The sequence below is a fragment of the Sphingobacterium thalpophilum genome, from assembly GCF_901482695.1.
Taxonomy (GTDB): Bacteria; Bacteroidota; Bacteroidia; order Sphingobacteriales; family Sphingobacteriaceae; genus Sphingobacterium; species Sphingobacterium thalpophilum.
Genome location: NZ_LR590484.1, coordinates 612,979 through 632,222, shown reverse-complemented (window position 1 = coordinate 632,222; position 19,244 = coordinate 612,979). Strand labels below are relative to the sequence as shown.

Annotated in this window: 20 protein-coding genes; 6 read left to right on the top strand and 14 right to left on the bottom strand. The window is 42.2% G+C overall.

Annotation, left to right across the window (positions count from 1 at the left end; translation table 11 throughout):
• Positions 1 to 206 precede the first annotated feature (206 nt).
• The 7 genes from rplI to FGL37_RS02725 form a co-directional block, all read right to left on the bottom strand.
• A complete protein-coding gene (gene rplI / locus FGL37_RS02755; RefSeq protein ID WP_028071346.1) occupies positions 207 to 650 on the bottom strand; it encodes a 50S ribosomal protein L9 in 444 nt (147 codons plus the stop codon).
• Positions 651 to 665: 15 nt separating this feature from the next.
• The gene (gene rpsR / locus FGL37_RS02750) at positions 666 to 929 is read right to left on the bottom strand and encodes a 30S ribosomal protein S18 (protein ID WP_028071347.1); all 264 of its coding nucleotides are present in this window, start codon (positions 927 to 929) and stop codon (positions 666 to 668) included.
• Positions 929 to 1,297 (bottom strand): 30S ribosomal protein S6, encoded by a 369-nt coding sequence (gene rpsF, locus FGL37_RS02745; RefSeq protein ID WP_028071348.1) that lies wholly within the window; start codon positions 1,295 to 1,297, stop codon positions 929 to 931. The genes rpsR and rpsF overlap by 1 nt, the downstream gene beginning before the upstream one ends.
• Before the next feature lie 141 nt (positions 1,298 to 1,438).
• On the bottom strand, positions 1,439 to 2,317 hold the full coding sequence (gene dapA, locus FGL37_RS02740; RefSeq protein ID WP_028071349.1) for a 4-hydroxy-tetrahydrodipicolinate synthase: 879 nt from the start codon (positions 2,315 to 2,317) through the stop codon (positions 1,439 to 1,441).
• A gap of 33 nt (positions 2,318 to 2,350) precedes the next feature.
• Complete coding sequence (gene ligA, locus FGL37_RS02735; RefSeq protein WP_028071350.1) at positions 2,351 to 4,375, bottom strand: NAD-dependent DNA ligase LigA; 2,025 nt, start codon at positions 4,373 to 4,375, stop codon at positions 2,351 to 2,353.
• A 120-nt stretch (positions 4,376 to 4,495) separates the two neighbouring features.
• On the bottom strand, positions 4,496 to 5,527 hold the full coding sequence (locus FGL37_RS02730; RefSeq protein WP_028071351.1) for a glycosyltransferase family 2 protein: 1,032 nt from the start codon (positions 5,525 to 5,527) through the stop codon (positions 4,496 to 4,498).
• Positions 5,524 to 6,390, bottom strand: coding sequence for a lysophospholipid acyltransferase family protein (locus FGL37_RS02725; RefSeq protein WP_028071352.1), 867 nt, complete (start codon positions 6,388 to 6,390; stop codon positions 5,524 to 5,526). Before FGL37_RS02725 ends, FGL37_RS02730 begins: the two co-directional genes overlap by 4 nt.
• An 88-nt stretch (positions 6,391 to 6,478) precedes the next feature.
• Between FGL37_RS02725 and FGL37_RS02720 the strand changes: the two genes are divergently transcribed.
• Positions 6,479 to 7,090 carry a WbqC family protein gene (locus FGL37_RS02720; protein WP_028071353.1) on the top strand — a complete coding sequence of 204 codons (612 nt, stop codon included), beginning with the start codon at positions 6,479 to 6,481 and terminating at the stop codon, positions 7,088 to 7,090.
• A 64-nt stretch (positions 7,091 to 7,154) separates the two neighbouring features.
• Positions 7,155 to 7,841, top strand: a complete 687-nt coding sequence (locus FGL37_RS02715) for a hypothetical protein (RefSeq protein ID WP_138096662.1) — start codon at positions 7,155 to 7,157, stop codon at positions 7,839 to 7,841.
• Positions 7,842 to 7,845: 4 nt separating this feature from the next.
• Here FGL37_RS02715 and FGL37_RS02710 read toward each other — a convergent pair whose 3' ends face one another.
• Both FGL37_RS02710 and FGL37_RS02705 read right to left on the bottom strand, forming a co-directional pair.
• On the bottom strand, positions 7,846 to 8,847 hold the full coding sequence (locus tag FGL37_RS02710; protein ID WP_051607218.1) for a YihY/virulence factor BrkB family protein: 1,002 nt from the start codon (positions 8,845 to 8,847) through the stop codon (positions 7,846 to 7,848).
• 35 nt (positions 8,848 to 8,882) lie between these two features.
• Complete coding sequence (locus FGL37_RS02705; protein ID WP_037534060.1) at positions 8,883 to 10,649, bottom strand: AMP-dependent synthetase/ligase; 1,767 nt, start codon at positions 10,647 to 10,649, stop codon at positions 8,883 to 8,885.
• Positions 10,650 to 10,820: 171 nt separating this feature from the next.
• Here FGL37_RS02705 and FGL37_RS02700 point away from each other — a divergent pair, with 171 nt between their 5' ends.
• Positions 10,821 to 11,321, top strand: a complete 501-nt coding sequence (locus tag FGL37_RS02700) for a hypothetical protein (protein ID WP_028071357.1) — start codon at positions 10,821 to 10,823, stop codon at positions 11,319 to 11,321.
• Between the two features lie 59 nt (positions 11,322 to 11,380).
• Here FGL37_RS02700 and FGL37_RS02695 read toward each other — a convergent pair whose 3' ends face one another.
• Complete coding sequence (locus FGL37_RS02695) at positions 11,381 to 13,126, bottom strand: M61 family metallopeptidase (protein ID WP_037534062.1); 1,746 nt, start codon at positions 13,124 to 13,126, stop codon at positions 11,381 to 11,383.
• 238 nt (positions 13,127 to 13,364) lie between these two features.
• On the opposite strand from FGL37_RS02695, the gene FGL37_RS02690 reads away from it, so the two are divergent.
• Together FGL37_RS02690 and FGL37_RS02685 are read left to right on the top strand one after the other, a co-directional pair.
• The gene (locus tag FGL37_RS02690; protein WP_028071358.1) at positions 13,365 to 14,231 is read left to right on the top strand and encodes an N-acetylglucosamine kinase; all 867 of its coding nucleotides are present in this window, start codon (positions 13,365 to 13,367) and stop codon (positions 14,229 to 14,231) included.
• An 11-nt stretch (positions 14,232 to 14,242) separates the two neighbouring features.
• Positions 14,243 to 14,764: a glutathione peroxidase gene (locus FGL37_RS02685; protein WP_028071359.1), complete on the top strand. Its 522-nt coding sequence runs from the start codon at positions 14,243 to 14,245 to the stop codon at positions 14,762 to 14,764.
• A gap of 54 nt (positions 14,765 to 14,818) precedes the next feature.
• Here the strand turns inward: FGL37_RS02685 and FGL37_RS02680 are convergent, their stop codons facing one another.
• Together FGL37_RS02680 and FGL37_RS02675 are read right to left on the bottom strand one after the other, a co-directional pair.
• Positions 14,819 to 15,955 (bottom strand): serine hydrolase domain-containing protein, encoded by a 1,137-nt coding sequence (locus FGL37_RS02680; RefSeq protein WP_028071360.1) that lies wholly within the window; start codon positions 15,953 to 15,955, stop codon positions 14,819 to 14,821.
• 32 nt (positions 15,956 to 15,987) lie between these two features.
• A complete protein-coding gene (locus FGL37_RS02675) occupies positions 15,988 to 16,866 on the bottom strand; it encodes a LysR family transcriptional regulator (RefSeq protein ID WP_028071361.1) in 879 nt (292 codons plus the stop codon).
• A gap of 92 nt (positions 16,867 to 16,958) precedes the next feature.
• Here FGL37_RS02675 and FGL37_RS02670 point away from each other — a divergent pair, with 92 nt between their 5' ends.
• Positions 16,959 to 17,672, top strand: coding sequence for a class I SAM-dependent methyltransferase (locus tag FGL37_RS02670; RefSeq protein WP_028071362.1), 714 nt, complete (start codon positions 16,959 to 16,961; stop codon positions 17,670 to 17,672).
• Positions 17,673 to 17,994: 322 nt separating this feature from the next.
• Here FGL37_RS02670 and FGL37_RS02665 read toward each other — a convergent pair whose 3' ends face one another.
• Positions 17,995 to 18,456, bottom strand: coding sequence for an NUDIX domain-containing protein (locus FGL37_RS02665; RefSeq protein WP_028071363.1), 462 nt, complete (start codon positions 18,454 to 18,456; stop codon positions 17,995 to 17,997).
• Between the two features lie 31 nt (positions 18,457 to 18,487).
• Positions 18,488 to 19,234: a hypothetical protein gene (locus FGL37_RS02660; protein ID WP_028071364.1), complete on the bottom strand. Its 747-nt coding sequence runs from the start codon at positions 19,232 to 19,234 to the stop codon at positions 18,488 to 18,490.
• Positions 19,235 to 19,244: the final 10 nt, after the last annotated feature.

Sequence of the window (19,244 nt, the reverse complement as noted above, 5' to 3'; positions counted from 1 at the left end):
ATAAATGAATTTTTAATAAGTGTTTTTATATTTTTAGATATGTAAAGAAGATTTTCCCTTTCAAATACCCTAGATTATGCCTCGCGTTGTTCTCAGCAACGCGAGTTTTTTATTTATAGCCCTGTGGGTGGGGTAAGAGAAAATATAGCATAAGGGCCGTCCTAAAACAGGACGGCCCTTATGCTATATTTTACTAAATAACTAGCTTATTCAGCAACTACTTCGAAAGGAACCTGAACTTTAACTTCTTTGTGTAAGTTCAAGTTGGCAATGTATTCACCTAATTCTTTAGGCTCAACTTCGAATGTAATACGACGACGGTCAACATCGAAACCTTTAGCTTTTAACGCATCAGAAATCTGTATGCTGTTTACCTTACCAAAGATTTTACCGGATTCACCTGCTTTAGCACCAATTGAAAGCTTAACAGATTCCAATTTGCCCGCTAATTCAGTAGCGTCTTTCTTAATTTTTTCTTGTTTGAACTGAGCTTGTTTGATGTTCTCAGCTAAAACTTTCTTTGCAGATTCAGTCGCTTGGATAGCAAATCCTTGAGGGATTAGGTAGTTACGACCGAAACCTGGTTTTACGTTAACGATATCATTTTGCTCACCTAAGCCTTTGATATCTTGTTTTAAGATTACTTCCATTTTCTATCGTCCTCCTTATTTAATTGCATCAGCTAAGTAAGGTAACAAGCCGATGTGACGCGCACGTTTAACAGCTTGAGCTACTTTACGTTGAAATTTCAAAGATGTACCAGTCAAACGACGAGGTAAAATTTTACCTTGGTCATTTACAAATTTCATCAAGAAGTTAGCATCTTTATAATCGATATATTTGATACCATTCTTTTTGAAACGACAGTATTTTTTACGGTTGTCCTCTACTTTAGGAGCAGTTACGTATTGGATATTTTCGTTAGCCATTAGTTTGCGCCCTCCTCAGTTTTAGTTTCAGCTTTTTTGTTGAATGCACCGCTACGTTTTTTCTCGTTATAAGCTCTGGCGTGTTTGTCTAAGCTTACTGTCAAGAAGCGCATAATACGCTCATCACGTTTGTATTCAACCTCTAATTTATTGATTAATTCACCTGGAGCCTTGAATTCAGTTAAGTGATAAAACCCAGTAGTTTTTTTCTGGATTGGATACGCTAATTTTTTCAAACCCCAATTGTCTTCGGCGACAATCTCGGCTCCGCCTTCTGTTAAGATGTTTTTGAATTTTGCGATTACTTCTTTCGCAGCATCTTCAGAAAGCAACGGGGTTAGAACGATTACAGATTCGTACTGTTGCATTGTGTTAATTAATTTTGTTATTTAAAAATCCACTTTTTGTGGAAGCGCAAAGATAGGTATTATATTGTTATATTGCAATGCTTTGAAGCAAAAAAGTTTAGACGCTATCCGACGTCTAAACTTTTATAAGGCTTTTGGCTCCTAGCTCAACTTTTTTAGTTCTTCTTTGATCGCCGCCCGAGTTTTTTCACTAACGGGCACTAATGGTAGCCTTAGGCTGTCTGTCCCTATGCCCAGTTCTTTGAGAATGAATTTAACACCTGCTGGATTCCCTTCTATAAAGCAAAGGTCAGTGATTTCAAGCAAGTCACTATGTATTTTCCGGGCTTCCTGATATTTGCCCTGTGCGCATAGCTTCGCCAGCGTGGCCACCTTTTTAGGAAATGCGTTGCCAACTACCGAAATAATGCCCACTGCTCCTAATGCCATCATAGGCAAAGTGACTGGATCATCTCCCGAAATCAGCATGAAATCTGCCGGTTTGTCGCGAAGTATCTCACTAAACTGAGCAAAGTTGCCAGAAGCTTCTTTGATTGCTACGATATTCGTAAACTCGTTGGCTAGGCGCAACGTGGTCTGTGCAGTCATATTGCTACCGGTACGGCCTGGGACGTTATATAAAATGATCGGCAAAGGAGAGACCTGAGCTATAGCTTTGTAATGTTGATAAATGCCCTCCTGTGTAGGCTTATTGTAATACGGCGACACAGAAAGAATAGCACAGAAGCCGGCTGGATCGAAGTTTTTGATTTGCTCCACGATCTCCGCAGTGTTGTTGCCCCCGATGCCAGCGACTAACGGAAGTCTACCGTCCACGCGCTTGACAGTGAAATCCCAGATGCGCTTTCGCTCTTCTTTGGTTAAAGTGGCCACTTCGCCAGTTGTGCCCAAAGAAACCAAATAATCCATGCCCTCATTGATTTGCAGGTCGATCAGCTGACCTAACGCTTCGAAATCAACAGATTCATCTGAGTTAAAAGGAGTGACTAATGCAACCCCTGCGCCGTGAAGCTCGTTCATCTTGTTTGTTTTTATATTAATTTATTTAAATTGTTATTTGGAATGAATAAGATCCATAAGATCTTTTTCGTTAATCATTGGAATGCCCAATTTTTCTGCCTTGGCAAGTTTCGATGGTCCCATTTTATCTCCGGCAACCAGAAAATCCAATTTAGCGGAAATGGAGGAGAGCATTTTTCCTCCATGGCTTTCGATCAGTGCTGCTAGCTCCTCTCTGGAATAATCGGCAAAAACACCTGAAATCAGAAAGGTCTTGCCGCTCAGGCTCTCGCTCGCCAACAGAATTTCCCTTTCCTCGACTTCAAACTGTAAGCCATAATTTCTTAAACTGGCAATCTGCTGCTGATGGATGGGGTTGTCCAGGTATTCTTTAACACTCTCTGCGATACGGCGGCCGATGTCCTGAACGCTTTCGATTTCTTCTGTAGATGCCTGGGCCAACGCATCTATATTTTTAAAATGCTGGGCTAATTTTTTGGCAATCGTCTCGCCGACATGACGTATCCCCAGCGAAAACAGTACTTTCTCGAAAGGCTTTTCCTTCGACTTTTCGATCCCGGCAAGCATATTATCGATTGATTTCTGGCCAAAGCGCTCCAGCTGCTGTAAATCAGCCTGATGATCTTTTAAACCATAGATATCGACAATATTATGTAATAAGCCTTTTTTAAAAAATGTTTCTACCGTCTCGTCGCCCATACCTTCGATGTCCATCATTTTTCGGCCGATAAAATGCTGCATCTTGCCTACAATCTGCGGCGGACATCCGGTCTCATTGGGACAGTAGTGAACCGCTTCGCCATCCTGCCTGATCAGTGGAGTGGAACACTCCGGGCAAACCGCTGGATAGGCAAAAGCCATGGAATCCGGTCTCCGTTTCTCTAAGTTTACTCCGATGATCTTGGGGATAATTTCACCTCCCTTTTCAACGTAGACCGTATCGCCCTGATGTAAGTCCAGACGTGCAATTTCGTTGGCGTTGTGCAGAGATGCCCGTTTGACCGTCGTCCCAGCAAGTAGCACGGGCTGTAGATTCGCGACCGGAGTTACAGCTCCTGTGCGGCCCACCTGATAGCTGATCGAATTCAGCGTTGTCTCCACCCGTTCAGCCTTAAATTTATACGAGATAGCCCATCTGGGGTTTTTAGCGGTAAAGCCCAGATCCTCTTGTTGGGCATAGTCGTTTACCTTGATCACAATTCCGTCGATCTCATAACCCAAATGATAGCGTTGGGCATCCCAGTAATTGATAAAATCATAAACCTCTGCCAGTGTACTGCATTTTCGTGTATGTTCGCTCACATGAAAACCCCAGCTTTTCACGTGTTCGAGGCTGTTCCAGTGGTCGTGAAACAGATTGGTTCTATTGTCACAATAGAGGAAGTAAAGAAAGCAGTCAAGCGGCCTTTTGGCAACTTCCGAAGAATCTTGGAGTTTTAAAGTGCCCGAAGCAAAATTGCGCGGATTCGCGTACGTCTGTTCACCGTTCTCTTCTCGCTCTTTGTTGAGTCTTAGAAAGGCAGATTTATGCATAAAAATCTCACCCCTGATCTCGAACTGATCTGGGTAGTCACCGTCTTTGAGCTTGATCGGAATGGAGCGGATCGTCTTCACATTGTTGGTTACTACGTCGCCCTGCGTGCCATCGCCACGGGTGACGGCACGGCTTAACCTGCCATTTTCATAGGTCAGGCTGATAGAAAGACCATCAAATTTTAGCTCACAGACATACTCAAACTGATCGCCTATGATTCTGCGGATTCTCTGATCAAAATCATGGAGTTCTTCTTGGCTATAGGTATTACCCAAGGAAAGCATCGGCCAGCGATGTTTCTCCGTTTGGAATCGGGATGTGATGTCTCCGCCTACACGTTGTGTGGGCGAGTTTGGGTCGGCAAACTCAGGGTATTGACGCTCCAGGGCTTCAAGCTCTTTTAATTTGAGGTCGAAGTCATAATCCGAAATAACACTATCCGCCAATACATAGTATTGATAGTTATAATGGTTGAGTTCCGCCGTTAAGTCTTTTATCTTTTTTTCAATATCCATCACCGACATGTTGCAAAATTACAAATAAAAAGTACGTTTAAATAAAATAAATAAAGAATCTTGTTCCGAAGAATGCTTTATTTTAAAATGCGTTTTTGTGCATTTTTGGCTGAAGGCACTTCCGATGTTCTATCGAAAATCTCTAGGGTTCAACTGTGCAAATTTATGTTTGTTGTTTGCATAAAAATCAACAACGATTGACTTCTTATAGTGTCCTTTCTGATTTCCAATTGCCTTGTATTTTTTTCGTTTTCTAGCATTTTTGAAAATATTCATGAAGAAATACTGATGTGCGCGGCTTATTGCCCAGGCGTCTTTTGGTTTGCCGTCAGTCAAAAATTTGATCAGAGCTGCCAAGTCGAACCAAAACCGCATAAAAATCACCCAGATAGCCGTGCCAAAGGGCAGGTTTTTCTGTAACATGATCAGGTTATTTCTAAAGTTGAGATAGGTCTTTTTAGGATTGCTGGCGTTTAACGTTCCGCCACCGACATGGTAAACTACAGAAGCGGGACAGTAGCCGATACCATAGCCCATCCTCTTCAGCCGCCAGCACAAATCGATTTCTTCCATGTGGGCAAAGAAGTCTTCATCCAGGCCATTGGCTTCCTTCCAGGCGCTGGCTCGGATAAAAAGGGCGGCACCTGAAGCCCAAAAAATTTCAGATTCTTCATCGTATTGCCCATTATCAGTTTCTACCTCATGCAGAATGCGGCCTCTGCAAAAGGGGTATCCATAATAGTCCAGAAAGCCTCCCGCTGCGCCTGCATGTTCAAATTGATCTTTATTGTGGAACGATAGGATCTTTGGTTGTGCAGCAGCAAGATGAGGTTTTCGTTCCAGATAGGATATAACAGGTTCTATCCAGTTTTGGCTGACTTCTACATCCGAATTCAGGAGGACATAATAATCGGCTTCGACACGTTCCAAAATCTTGTTATAACCTCCGGCAAAACCATAGTTCTTGTCGTTTTCAAGAACGGTAATGGTGGGATAGCACTGCTTTACAAATAAAATGGAGTCATCGTCGGATGCGTTATCACCGATGACAAATTCGATATTCGGATAAGAACTGTTGTAAACAGACGGCAGGAATTTTTCCAGAAAAAATCGGCCATTCCAGTTGAGGATTACAACAGCGACTTTGGGTAATGTACTCATTTTCTACGTTTCCTTTTCCAGCGATTGTGTGACCAGAGCCAATATTCGGGATTTTCCCGAATAAGTTGTTCCGCAAAACGGTTGTGTAAATCGGTTATCTCATGTTCCGCAAAACCAGTGGGATCTTCCACTAAAGTTACAAAACGGCAAAAATACTGTCCTCGTTTGGGCTTCCGACCAATATAGCAATAGACAACCGGTGCTTTGCTCATTCGCGATAAGCGCTCAGCACCGGTATAGACCAATGTTTCCTGATTAAGCCAGTTGATGAAGTAATCAGAATCTGAGTAGAGCGGGGTCTGATCCGCAACGAGGATACTGATATTGGGTTGGCCTCTTAATTTGACAATATGCCGCAATATCTGTTTCATGGGAACCATTTCAGCTCCAAACCGTCCACGCATATTGTTGTAAACGGTATCAATATCTTTATTGTTCAGTGGTTTGTATACAATTAGTGTCGGGAAATCGGTGATCAGGCTCAACCGGTGTATACCAAGTTCCCAATTGGCATAATGTGAAGTAACGCCAATAACATTCTTACCACTGGCGAGATGACGTGTCAGCTCGTCTTCGTCTTCCAGCGTCATTTTTTTTCGGACTTCCTCCGCCGTGATCGTTTTTAGCTTGATGGATTCGATGAAAAGGTCGGGAAAAAAGCGGTAAAATTTTTTGGCAATGACCAGTCGCTCTGCTTTTGTTTTTTCAGGAAAGGCGTTTTCAAGGTTCTGAAAGACAATAGTCTTCCTATATGCAATCACGTAATAGAGGACATAATAGAGCCCATCGGAAACCAAATATAGAAACCAATAGGGGAGAAGTGAAATGATATAGATTAACGCGTTTAACGCTTTTTGTTTCATGCTATAGCTAAAATTCCCAGTAGTATTTTACAAATATCCTTAATTTAAGTTATTTTTGCGTCACTTATAACAAAAATCATCAGTTTTTATGGAATCGCAGTTATTACTTCCGGCATGTTATCTTCCGCCAATATCCTATTTTCACGTCATTCAGGAGAATAATCTTCCGGTTGTCATTGAGAAATACGAGCATTTTCAGAAGCAGAGTTACCGGACAAGAGCCCGGATTGCTTCGGCTAACGGTGTGCAGGACCTGATTGTGCCCATCAAGCACGGGAACAAAGATCGCATTCCGATGAAAGACATCCGAATCAGCTATGAATTTGACTGGCAACGCTTACACTGGTTGAGTATACAGACTGCCTACCGTAGTTCAGCTTATTTTGAGTACTATGAAGATGATTTTAGCCATTTTTACAACGAGAAGTTTGACTATTTGCTGGACTTTAATATGGCTCAGCTGGAACTGCTGTTCAAGTTGGTCAAATTGAACAGAACGTTGTCATTCACGGAAGAATATAGACCTAGCGAACCTGGAAGCCCGGACTATAGGGATTGCATCCATCCCAAAAAGGAAAGTATACTGACTTCCCCCAAGGAATACTATCAAGTTTTTTCTGATAAAAATGGCTTCCATTCGGACTTAAGTATTGTTGACCTTTTGTTTAATCAGGGGCCACAATCCAGAACCTATCTCTAATCTGTCGCATCATTGAACAATATGCGTTTAATATTGTTTTTAAGTCAATAGTAAACGCATATTAATGAAACGTTTCATTCTTATTTTTGCTCTGCTGTCATCGGTTGGGGTTTCCGTCCATGCCCAGGGAGGAGCGGATACCATCCACTATAGGAAGGTGTATTATTGGGGGACCACAGGGATGGGCTTTCCGTTAGGTGAGACCAAGAATATCCTGTCACCGAAATTTTCCGGCAGTATCGGACTGGACATTTCCCTTAAAAATCCAATGTTTTTTGTGTCACCGACACTGTACACCCTTTCTTTTGCCTATAAGCAGCCTTTGGCGGATCCGGATTTTGCCTATCGCATAGAGGACGCCAACACGAATTTTTATACCGTGGCATTTTCAGGGGGCGTCCGTAAGCAGCTGCGTCGTTTAAATATATATGCGTTTGCCGGTCCGGGAGTCGGCCTTACCAGTGAACCACGGGCCCGGGTTATAGAGCCGCAGCGGCTTGTGAAAATGGAAAATAAAAACCATTTTAACCTTTCAAGCAAAATAGGTGCTGGAGCCGATTATAAATTTAATGGTTTTTTTCTGGGGATTGAACTCGGCTACCTGCATAACTTTAGGAAAATCCAGGACACGCCGGTCAATATCTTTACCGTAATGGTAGGGCTGAAATCAGATATCACACAAATCGGCGACAAAGTCATTGATGTTATCGGTATAGACGGCTCCCTCAGTGGGAAAAAAAGTAAAAAATGACACCTTATTTAGACACCTGTATCGTATCACCGATATGCGCTTCGGCGTCGGACCCCATTTTTTTGACTTTTTCTGTCTGCTCTATGGCCACGGCAAATGCGGATGGCACGATCCCAGCTCCAAACTTGATCGCGTAAAATTTCGTAAACTCTGCACCGAAATAAAGAATGGCGGCGGAGTAGTAGATCCATAATAGCATAACGATGATGGAACCTGCAGCCCCATAGAAACTTGCGGTCGAAGACAGATTCAGATACAGCGAAATGCCGTATCGCCCCAACATGAAAAGCAGCCCAGTGAAAATCGCGCCGCCCAGTATGTCGCGCAACTTGACCTTGGCATCCGGTAGGAATGAAAATATAAAGCCAAAAAGGATGACAATGACCGAAAATGTGATACCTGTATTTACCCAGGAGATCAGCGCAATCGGGATGATCGGAAAATATGTCATGACCAGATTGGTTACGGCAACGATTATTCCGTTGATCATCAAGGATGCAATTAATAAAAAGCCTAAAGCGATAATAATAGAAAATGAGATCAGCCTATTTACAATCAGTTTTAACCAGCCTTTCTTCGGCTTAGGTTTTACTTTCCAGATGTTGTTAATCGAATCCTGGATATCCACAAATAAGGTTGTGGAAGAAATTACGAGTGTAATGATCCCGATAGTAATCCCAATATTGGATTTGTTTTCAAATGTAATTTTTTGAAGGTAGGACTGAATCTGCATAGTTACATCTTTGCCAAAGAGTACCATAACCTCGTCCAGTACTTCATCTTGGGCGGAAGAGCCGCTCTGTAGATGCTCTCCATAAAAGAAGCCTATGCACCAAATGACAATCATGAGCATTGGTCCGATCGAAAAAATGGTATAATAGGCTAAAGAGGCACTTTTCTTCATACATTTATCGTCGTTGAAGCCGTTGAAGGCATCCACCATGACCTGCCAGATATTTTTCCAGTATACAAGCGTAAACAAATCTCTAAACGTTACATGCTTCATATCAAGGTTACCCGTTCCAATAATCGTGCAAAATGTTAATCCTGATGTTGATCCGCATATAATTTTTCGATGGCGTCTTCATTTTCTTTTAGAATGACTTTTCGTTTTAAACTCAATTTTGGTGTGAGCTGTCCTGCATTTATCGTCCACTCCTTAGGCAACAGGATAAACTTCTTCACAATTTCCCAATGACCAAAATTGCTGGATAATCGATCTATTTCCGTCTGATATTTTTCAATTACTTCCGGATTTTTAATGATCTCTTCGTTGCTGCTGCTGGCTATACCTTTTTGTGCGGCCCATTTAGCAAGCACATCGAATGCCGGAACGATAAGCGCACTTGGGAATTTCCGATTTTCTCCGATAACCATCACCTGACCGATCAATGTGGATTCCATCAGCTTATTTTCAATGGATTGCGGTGCAATATATTTTCCGCCGGCAGTTTTGAACATTTCCTTTTTTCGATCGGTGATCTTCAAGAAACCATCGCTGGTGATTTCGCCAATATCACCGGTTTTGAAAAAGCCGTTCTCATCAAACGCTTCTTTGGTTGCTTCCTCATTTTTGTAATAACCTGTAGTGATGCTGGGGCCTTTGACCAGGATTTCACCATCCGAAGCAATCTTCACCTCAAGATTGCTTAATGGCTTACCAACTGTTCCGAATTTTAGCCCATTTTTTAAGTAGGAATTTACGGCGATCACGGGGGAAGTTTCGGTTAGACCATAGCCTTCGAGAACTTTCAGGTCAGCGGCCCAAAATATCCGCGCCAGACGTTCCTGAAGCGCTGCACCGCCTGATACGATGATCTTAATATTGCCACCCAGTGCCTCACGCCATTTTGAGAAAATAAGTTTCCGCGCTATGCCTAGCTTGAAGTTATAGAACGCGCCGTTTTTTTCAGGTTCCTGAAATTTCAAACCTAAGCCGACTGCCCAAAAGAAAAGCTTCTTTTTAATCCCGCTTAACGCTTTACCCTTCTCAATAATCTTGTCATAAACTTTTTCGAGTACACGCGGTACCGTAGTGAATACATCAGGCTTGACATCATTGATGTCGGCGACAACATTGTCCAAGGTCTCTGAAAAATAAATCTGGATGCCTTTCGAATAATACATATACACCACCATACGTTCAAAAATATGACAGAGTGGCAGAAAGCTTAATGCAGTTTTAAAATCTTCTCTAATCAAGTAGTTGCACGCTGTTACGTTGCTGTATACATTTTTGTGGGATAAGTAGACGCCTTTCGGCCTGCCCGTCGTGCCTGATGTGTAAATCAGGGTCAGCAAGTCGTCTTCTGTGACACGGTCACGGTACAGCGATAGATCGGTGGTATCCTCTTGGGCACTGGCAATCAGTGCTGCCAATGGTGTATGATGGTCTATCTGATCAAATGTATAAACTTTGGGCTGGATGCCGTGTTCTTGTATAGCCTGCTCAATCCGCGCGGTCAATTCTTTGTTGCTAACAAATAATACTTTGACATCGGAATCATTCACAATAAACGAGAGGTCCTGCGGCGATAAGGTAGGGTAGAGGGGCACTGTAGCAAGGCCGATCTGGTTACAGGCAAAATCCACCAAATTCCATTCTGGCCGGTTGCCCGACATAATGCCTACGCGGTCTCCTTTCTGAAGGCCCAGTCGCAGTAGCCCCCGGCTGACGGTATCGATTGCATCAATATATTCTGTTGTGGAATAAGATCTCCATTTGCCACTTCCATCTCGTCCCGCCACCATGACGTCCTTTGGATATTTTTCTTTATAAGAGGTTATAAAGTCAAAAATTCTGCCCATATCACTTGAGTTTATTTGGTTACTACTATTGTCTTAAATATAAAAAAAATATCAGAAATAAAGTTGCTGATATTGGGATTAATGTCATAACAAATTAAACATTGTGTCGTTATAGCTGTAATTGTTACTTTTGAAAAATATAGAGGAGAATAAATAAAGCGTACAATTTTTATGAGAAAAATATTTTTGGCCGTGGGTGGAATACTGATGTTGGGCGCATTATCCAACAGAGCAATGGCCCAGTTAGACAATAGAGGTGCTATTGGGGGGCGTTTTGGATCTGCGCAAGGAATTACTTATCGACATACACTCAATTCGGACCACGCACTGGAGGGTATTATGAGTATTCAGAGCAACTCAGATTTTCGCCGGTTTCGGTTAGTCGGACTATATGAGATCTACAAACCCTTAACTTCCGGACTAAACTGGTACTATGGTTTTGGTGGCAGCATCGGGTCTTATAAAGAAAAAGATAAGATAATAGAAGGACAGCGGCACTCTTTTGATTCGCACCTCAATCTAAGCATCGATGGTATTGTTGGTATTGAATATAATATCCCGCAAGCACCATTTCAGTTATCGCTGGATGTGAAACCCTATTTTGATTTTCTGAACGAATCAAGCATTAAATTGTTGGATCCCATCGGTTTTTCGGTACGTTACAAGTTTTAATCAACAAAAAGGAGCAGCCTAACAGACTGCTCCTTTTTGTTGATTAACAGCCTTTGGTATCAGGCCAGCCATATTTTTCCCAACAGTTCCTGCAGGAACGTTTGTTCCTGAAGCGGGCGGATTACATGATTCTTTCGGTTGCTTCGTCTGACTTCAACAGGAATCTCCCGAATTAAACCGTCCCTCGCGATCAGACAATTCAATACGTCTCCTTCGTTTGCGTGCTGCATAATAAAATCGAGTTCTTTATCTTTTATATCCAGCCGGCTGTTGTTGATTGCTATGAGCTCGTCTCTGACGTTCAGACCGGCATCATAGGCCCCCGAACCTTTTTCCACAGTGGCAACGGTAATGAGCCCATCCACTTTGTTGGTCGTGATGCCCAATGTTAAAGTGGCAGTGTCTTCGTTGATGTCAGCTATCTCATAACCGACGAGATTAAAATAGGTATTATAATCGAGCTCGCCGTCTTCATGCGCAGCGCGAAATATGTCGTCCAAGGATGTACCTGCGATACGTTCGGCAAGATTCTGAAACTCATCTTCTTCAAAGCCGCGATCTAATTTTAAGAAAAATTCTTCATACGCCGCGCGGATAATATCGTCCAGCTTGATTTTTCCCTCGGTGGCTGCAATAATCTTAATATCGAGCATTGCTGTTAGCATCGCTCCCTTATTATAATACGAAATGGAGGAGTTGATCGAATTTTCGTCTGGCCGGTAATATTTGATCCAAGTGTCAAAACTGGATGCCGCAGCCGACTGGATCGTATGTCCCGGCCGGTTTAACACGATGTTAAAATCATTAGCCAGCAATGCGAGATATTCTTTCTCATCATAAAAGCCACAGCGTTTTATAATCAGATTGTCGTAGTAGGACGTAAATCCTTCCATGATCCATAGCCCAGTGGTATAGTTTTCTCGATCATAATCGAATGGGCCCAGGGCTTTAGGACGCAGCCGTTTGACGTTCCATAAGTGGAAATATTCGTGGGCCACAAGACTTAAATAGGCCTTATAGCTATTTTCATTTTGATAGGCGTTTCTGGACGCGCCCAGCACTGTCGAATTGAGGTGTTCCAGACCGCCGCCGCCCGACTGATAATTATGTGTGATGATGACGTAACGTTTGTTGGGATTGGATCCCCAAATGCGGGTTTCCTCTTCCACAATACGGCTAATATCTTTCGTCAACCGGTCTTTGTCGTAAGTGCCACCACCTACCATGGCGCATTCATGTTCTACACCAGCGACATGAAATTTCCAGCTGTCCTGATTACCCACTTCAATGGGGGTATCGTATAGAACATCAAAATCCGGCGCGAAAAAGGAATGCTGGTCGATCTGCTCAAGACCTGTTGAGATACGTGCCCAGTTTTCTTTCGGAAGAATATGAATCCTGGACGACGCTTTGAGATACCCATCGATATGAAGAAAGGTCGCCGTTGGTACAATGAATGCATGATCGCTGTCAAAAAAATTAGTACGAACCGAGACTTCAAATCCATATACATCATAGTGTACTTCGATCTGGTCAAGCGAATGTGTCGTGATGCGCCAGATGTTTTTTGCAGTTTTGTGAAACACAAGGTCATCGCCCACCGCATTGACAGTTTTAAACCGTTCTACATTCTTGGCATATTCACGAATCAGATAAGAACCTGGAGACCATACAGGCATCTTGAGGTCCACGTAAGGCTGTCTAAGGTTTTTGATGCTCATTTTCACGTGGATATAATGAGCTTGTACTTCGGGGAATGATACCTCAAAATCGATTTCAGGTATATTTAAATCGTCACTGTCCATGAAAGATAATTTTGTATGAGCCTACAAAATTAAAAGTATCCTATGCTAATTCAAATAAATAATGACATCTGGCCCCTAATATATTTGTTTCGCGTCGTCGGTACCACGGCAGGGCCGCTCGGATTGTCTCGTATTTATGTCATAAGGTTGGTAGCAGATCCGAAAAAATCTGTTTTTTTTCAGAATTTTTACTAAGTTTGATACACGAGTTTATAAGGGAAAATAATCGAGAATTTGTATGATCTTAGTTGTTGATAGTGGCTCATCCAAGTCAGACTGGAAACTGGAACTGCCGGATAGTGCACCCATTTCGTTCAGTACAAATGGACTTAATCCTTTTTTTGTCAATGAGAAAGAGATTACGCGGGTTATCAAAGAAATACCGGAGATCATTCCATATGCCGACGAGGTTACCGAGCTCTACTTCTTTGGAGCAGGCTGTATTACCCCCGATCGGCGTGAGATGGTTTCCAACGCATTGACTCCGCTGTTTGAAAATGCCTATATTTCTGTAGAGAACGATCTTTTTGGAAGTGCGCTGGCGACCTGCGGCAATAAAAAGGGCTATGTAGCTACAATGGGTACGGGCTCGGATCTAAGCTTTTTTGATGGGGAGGAGCTCCTCCCGTCGCATAATGGTAACGGGTATGTCTTGGGTGATGAGGGCTCTGGAGCATATTTTGGCAAAAAGCTACTGTGTTTATTCCTCTATGGCCGTATGCCGAAGGATTTAAATGAAAAATTCGCTACCAAATACAGGATCAACAAAGAAATTGTAATCAAAAACGTTTATCAGAAAGAACGACCCAATGCTTTCTTAGCATCTTTTGCCCCCTTTATGTCTGATAATATTACCCATCCATTTATCATTGATCTCATTAAGAGTGGTTTTGAGGAATTTGTACAGGCCTCCATACTAACCTATCCGGATTATAATCAGTACGAATGTCACTTTGTAGGTTCCATTGCGTATAGCTTTGATCTACTGCTACGGGAAGTATGTGCCACGCACCAAATAAAAGTAGGAACAATTCTAAAGTCGCCCATTAACGAATTATTCGATGCTGTATTGGAGCGGGAGAGCAATTCATTGTTAAGTCTTTAAACTATATAAATATGATTATAGCAACTATTATGGTGTATATGTCGATGTTATTTGGCAATCCCGCGATTTATAATTTCACTTTCAAGACGTTGGAAGGACAAGAAGTGAAGATGTCCGAATTCAAAGGCAAAAAGATATTAATCGTAAACACGGCATCCAAATGCGGTTTTACAAAGCAGTATAAGGATCTCCAGGAATTGCATAAAACATTTGGTGATAAATTGGTAATCATCGGTTTTCCGGCCAATAACTTTGGACAGCAGGAGCCGGGGTCCAATGCGGAGATTCAGGAATTCTGTGAGCAGAATTATGGGGTAGATTTTCTAATGGCTGAGAAAGTTGAGGTGAAAGGCGAGCAGATTTCACCGCTTTTTAAATATCTCACTACACAGGACAACCCGGATTTTACCGGCGATATTAAATGGAATTTTGAAAAATTCCTCATCGACGAAAATGGTAAGTTGGTGCATCGTTTCCGTTCAGCTACCAATCCGTTGGACCCTGCGATCATAAGTTGGGTACAAAACAAATAATAAAACAAGAAAGCCGCTACCGTAAGCGGCTTTCTTGTTTTATACCCTCTGAAGCTATTGGATGTAAGTCTCGTGAAGCGCACGGATACAATCTCGCAGCAGGGGATTGAAATCGTCGTTGTCAGGAATATTACAGCCATTCGTAATCACTACAAACCCGTATTTGCGTTTAGCATCAAAGAACATTGCGCTATAAAGGCCATAAGCGGATCCCGTATGCCCGGTTAGGGTAACACCGGGGACAATATCCTTTTTGTTCATGATGGCGAGCCCATAACCCGCATCTTTATTAACCGATTTTTGCATCAGCTTTGCATATCGCCGTGGCATAATGCGTACGCCCTGACTTTTGCCGTAGTTCATGTGCATGAGCATGTAATGCGCTAGATCTATTGCTGATATTTTCATCCCACCGGTAGGGGATAGCACCGGCGTACTATATCCTAAATGATAAGACAACAGTTCTTCACGTCGCGGATGATAAGCATTTGGTTCGGGCTGATAATCTCCCTTTCCATCAAAAGAATATAGAGGCACAAATCTGTTCTTGTCGAGCGAATCAACGCAGTAACCGCCATATAAATGCAGTGGACTAAGGATATGGTGGACGATATAGCTGTCAAAGCGGGTTTGCGTTAGCCGCTCTAAGGCGGCACCAGCCATATTAAAGTTTAAATTGCAATATTCATACCGACTACCGGGTTTATAGCTGTTGTAGGACTTCTTCCAGTTCGGATTTTTAGATGGATTGATCACATCAAGATCGAAATAGCCATTGCTGTCGTTGATACTCGAGGTATGTGAAAGTATCATGCGGAGTGTAATTTTCGCATCGGGATACTCCGGGTTGCGGACAGGGAAACCTACTAAGTCGCCAAAATCATCGTCCAGTTTGCAAATACCTTTCGCAACGAGCTGCATAAAAGATGTTGCGGTAAAAGATTTTGAAATGGAAGCAATCCGAAAGATGTCATCGTCCTGTAATGCTTCCTGCTCTGCCAGCTGCTTATAACCATAATTCCTGTGGAAACTAATTTTGTTGTTTTTGACCAGTACCACGCTCAGCCCTACAGCCTGATACCGCTGCATGATCGCAGCCAGTTTTTGGTCGATCACTGTGCTGTTCTGTGCCATAAGTAGAGTTGGGAACAACAGGACCAGTTGCAAGAAAAGAATAAATGCCTTTTTCATATGTTTAGTAGCTTAAAACTATATCTGGCGCGTTAGGCGATGAATTTTCGATACTCTGTTTGAATACAGTCAATAAATTCGCCCAAGGCGCTGTTCTTACTTTTTATATTTGAAACGAGGATGAGTTCTGTTTTGCTGTCTACATCCAGGATATCCATTGTTTTTAGTTTGAGATGCGGATACTGCCGGACTGTGGATGCAGGTACGACTGCCAGGCCCAGACCCTGCGAAACGAGTTCAAGAATCGATGACATGGAATTGCTCTGGTGAACAATACGCGGCTCAAATCCCATCCTATTACAAGTATTGATGACAAGTCTGTGGTATTCTGCGGCGTACTTTTGATTAAAGGAAATGAAATTCTCATGAAAGAAGTTGAGGGTTTGGAAATCGGTTTCCGCTGATCCGGCGATAATCAGAGGATCCTCAAACAATGAAGTTACGCGGAGTTCACTCGAATAAATCGGAGCGCGCATAATACCAAGATCCAGCTTTCCGTTTTCCAGCGCGGCTTTCTGCTTTTGGGTCGATGTTTCGAACAGACTGACCCTTAGGTACGGAAATTTACCCTGGATTTGTTTTAATACCGTGGCGAGCATCTGTTTCGGGGTGGAACTGATATACCCGAGTTTAAACTCGCCTGAAATGTTGTTGTGGATTTGCTTGGTAATTGTTTTGCTGTGCTCAATATTCTGGAGGATATCAATCACCTCTTCCAAAAAGTATTTGCCTGCTTCCGTCAGTTCTACCCTTTTGTTTGTCCGGAAGAACAGGATGACTCCCAGCTCATCTTCAAGGTCTTTAATTTGCCTGCTCAAAGGGGGCTGGGACATAAATAAACGTTCGGCGGCCCTTCCAAAATGAAGTTCTTCAGCTACAGTTTTGAAATAAATTAGATGTCGAATTTCCATTGATACTTTTTTGGTATGAATTGATGACAAAATAAATATTTTTAATGAAATCAGCTTAACACTACCTTTAAATAATCAAAATTTATTCTCAAATGAACAAAGCAACATTGAAAGAAATAGAAGCAAGATTCGATAACGATGTCGAACGGTTTTCGAATTTGGAAACAGGGCAGGCGACGACGCTGGATGCGGTATGGAATATGGAACTGATCACAGATGCAATAAGAGGGCTTTATCCCGATCTGGCAGATGTTCTTGACATTGGCTGCGGTGCGGGTAATTACGATGTAAAGTTATTGCAAAAAGTAAAGTCAAACCCTAACGTTACGTTAGTAGATCTGAGTTTGCCGATGCTAAATAGGGCTAAGGAACGCGTTTCTACGCTGACCAACGGTAAGGTAGATATTGTTAAAGGCGACTTTCGTGAAGCGCCTCTCGCTGGGCAACAGTATGATGTAATTATTGCCACCGCGGTTCTGCATCATTTGAGAGATGATCATGATTGGGAGAATGCCTTTAGGAAACTCTTTGGATTGCTTAGAGAAGGTGGCAGCCTATGGGTTTTTGATCTGGTCGAGCAAAGTGCTGGAGGACTTCAGCAGCTGATTTACCATGAAAAATATGGCGAGTACCTCGCTCAGCTTAAGGACGAGCAATACCGCGATCATGTTTTTGCCTATATTGCTCACGAGGATACGCCCCAATCACTGATGTATCAGCTTAATCTATTAACGAAGGTCGGCTTCAGCAATATTGATGTTCTGCATAAGAATCTCTGTTTTGCATCATTTGTTGGGTTCAAATAAAAACGGTAGATGGCAGCTGCAATGAGTATAGGCTTGCTTCCGACCGAAACGAAAAAAATAAGGCGATACGGGGAGTATCGCCATAAAATCACACTAACTATTAAAAAACCTATAGGACTAGGAATTTGCAAATTCAATAAACCAACGTTTGTTTGATATCTATTTTCCCCTCCTAAATCCCGTCGATAACGAGATATCAAATAAATAATAAAATGTAATTATTAAGGCTAATACTTCAATAAAAACGAAGTATCTGCATTGGTTTACGTAAAGATATGTGTTTATTTTTAAAAAACAAATAAAAATGACGAAAATTAAAAAATTAGTATGATTTAATTATTTTTAAGAATTCCATCCATGCGATCTGGTCCGTTTTAAAAGTCAGATCCGCTGTAGTAAGCTCATCTATATGTACCCACCGGAAAGCCTGCAATTTATTGTCCTCATCGCGCTGTTGTGCATCGAAATCAAAAGCTTGACTAGTGGTTCTGATATGTATCGCTGATATATTTTTTACCTGATAGTAAATTGAAATGATCTGGCTGTCATTGAAACTGGACTTTTCGTAAAAATCTGTCGTGTAGATATGCCTCATGATAGCGATGTCGAACGCGCACTCTTCTTTGTATTCTCGGATCAGCGCGTCCAGCAGGCCCTCTCCGTACTCAAGTCCACCGCCCGGGAATTTTGTAAATGAAACATTTTCCGTCCTTTCATCACTGATCAATACCTCTTGTTGGTCATTGACCAATATTCCGTATACTCTTACGTTAAATGGGAACATGGGTTGTTTATGTATTATATTTGATTTTTTGTTACAATGGCAGGAAGCCATTTTCTACGGCAAATTCATCCAATCCGATATAAGAGTAATGTCTCGGCAGAAACCAGCCTATTGCCTCCATGATGTCGGTAAATTCTTTTTCTGTTCTGAACTGATTGGCCACAATATTAAAAACTAGATCCTGAGAGACTTTCTTCTCGTCCTTATAGTTGCGGGCAATTAGCATCACTTTCGGATTCTTAACACCGTAATAATCTAAGAATTCACGGAGCTGTGCACGAGCAACCTGTGGCAGGATCACTTCGGAAGGCTGTCCAACCAGTATCTCTTCATCTTTGCCGATAACGGTTTGCTCATTTTTTCTGGAGAAAATACTATTGTCTGTATAAAACTCGTCGTTCAGGAAGTAGTTGACGAGATCACCGTACGTAAATACCCAGTCCGGATTTTCATATTGTGTATTGATGGCAATACCGAAACCCTTCGGTAATACAAAATCTTTTAACCGGTTTTTTATAACAAAAGCCTGGAAGTTCTGATCTTTCGGCGCGCTTTCCAATTGAAAATAAGGGAAGCCATCTGGACCGATAACCACTTCAGTTTCGGCGAGTTTTAATGTGCTGGCCGCAATATTCGTTAAAAATGTATCCCGCCATTCTTCGTCCCGTTCTCCAAAAGGCACCTCCATTAAATTATTAATAATGATGGTCTTTTCAAGATCTCCTAACCTATTGTCGCTGGCGTTATTGCTATCGTCAAATAAATGTATTGTACTCATCTTGGATCTG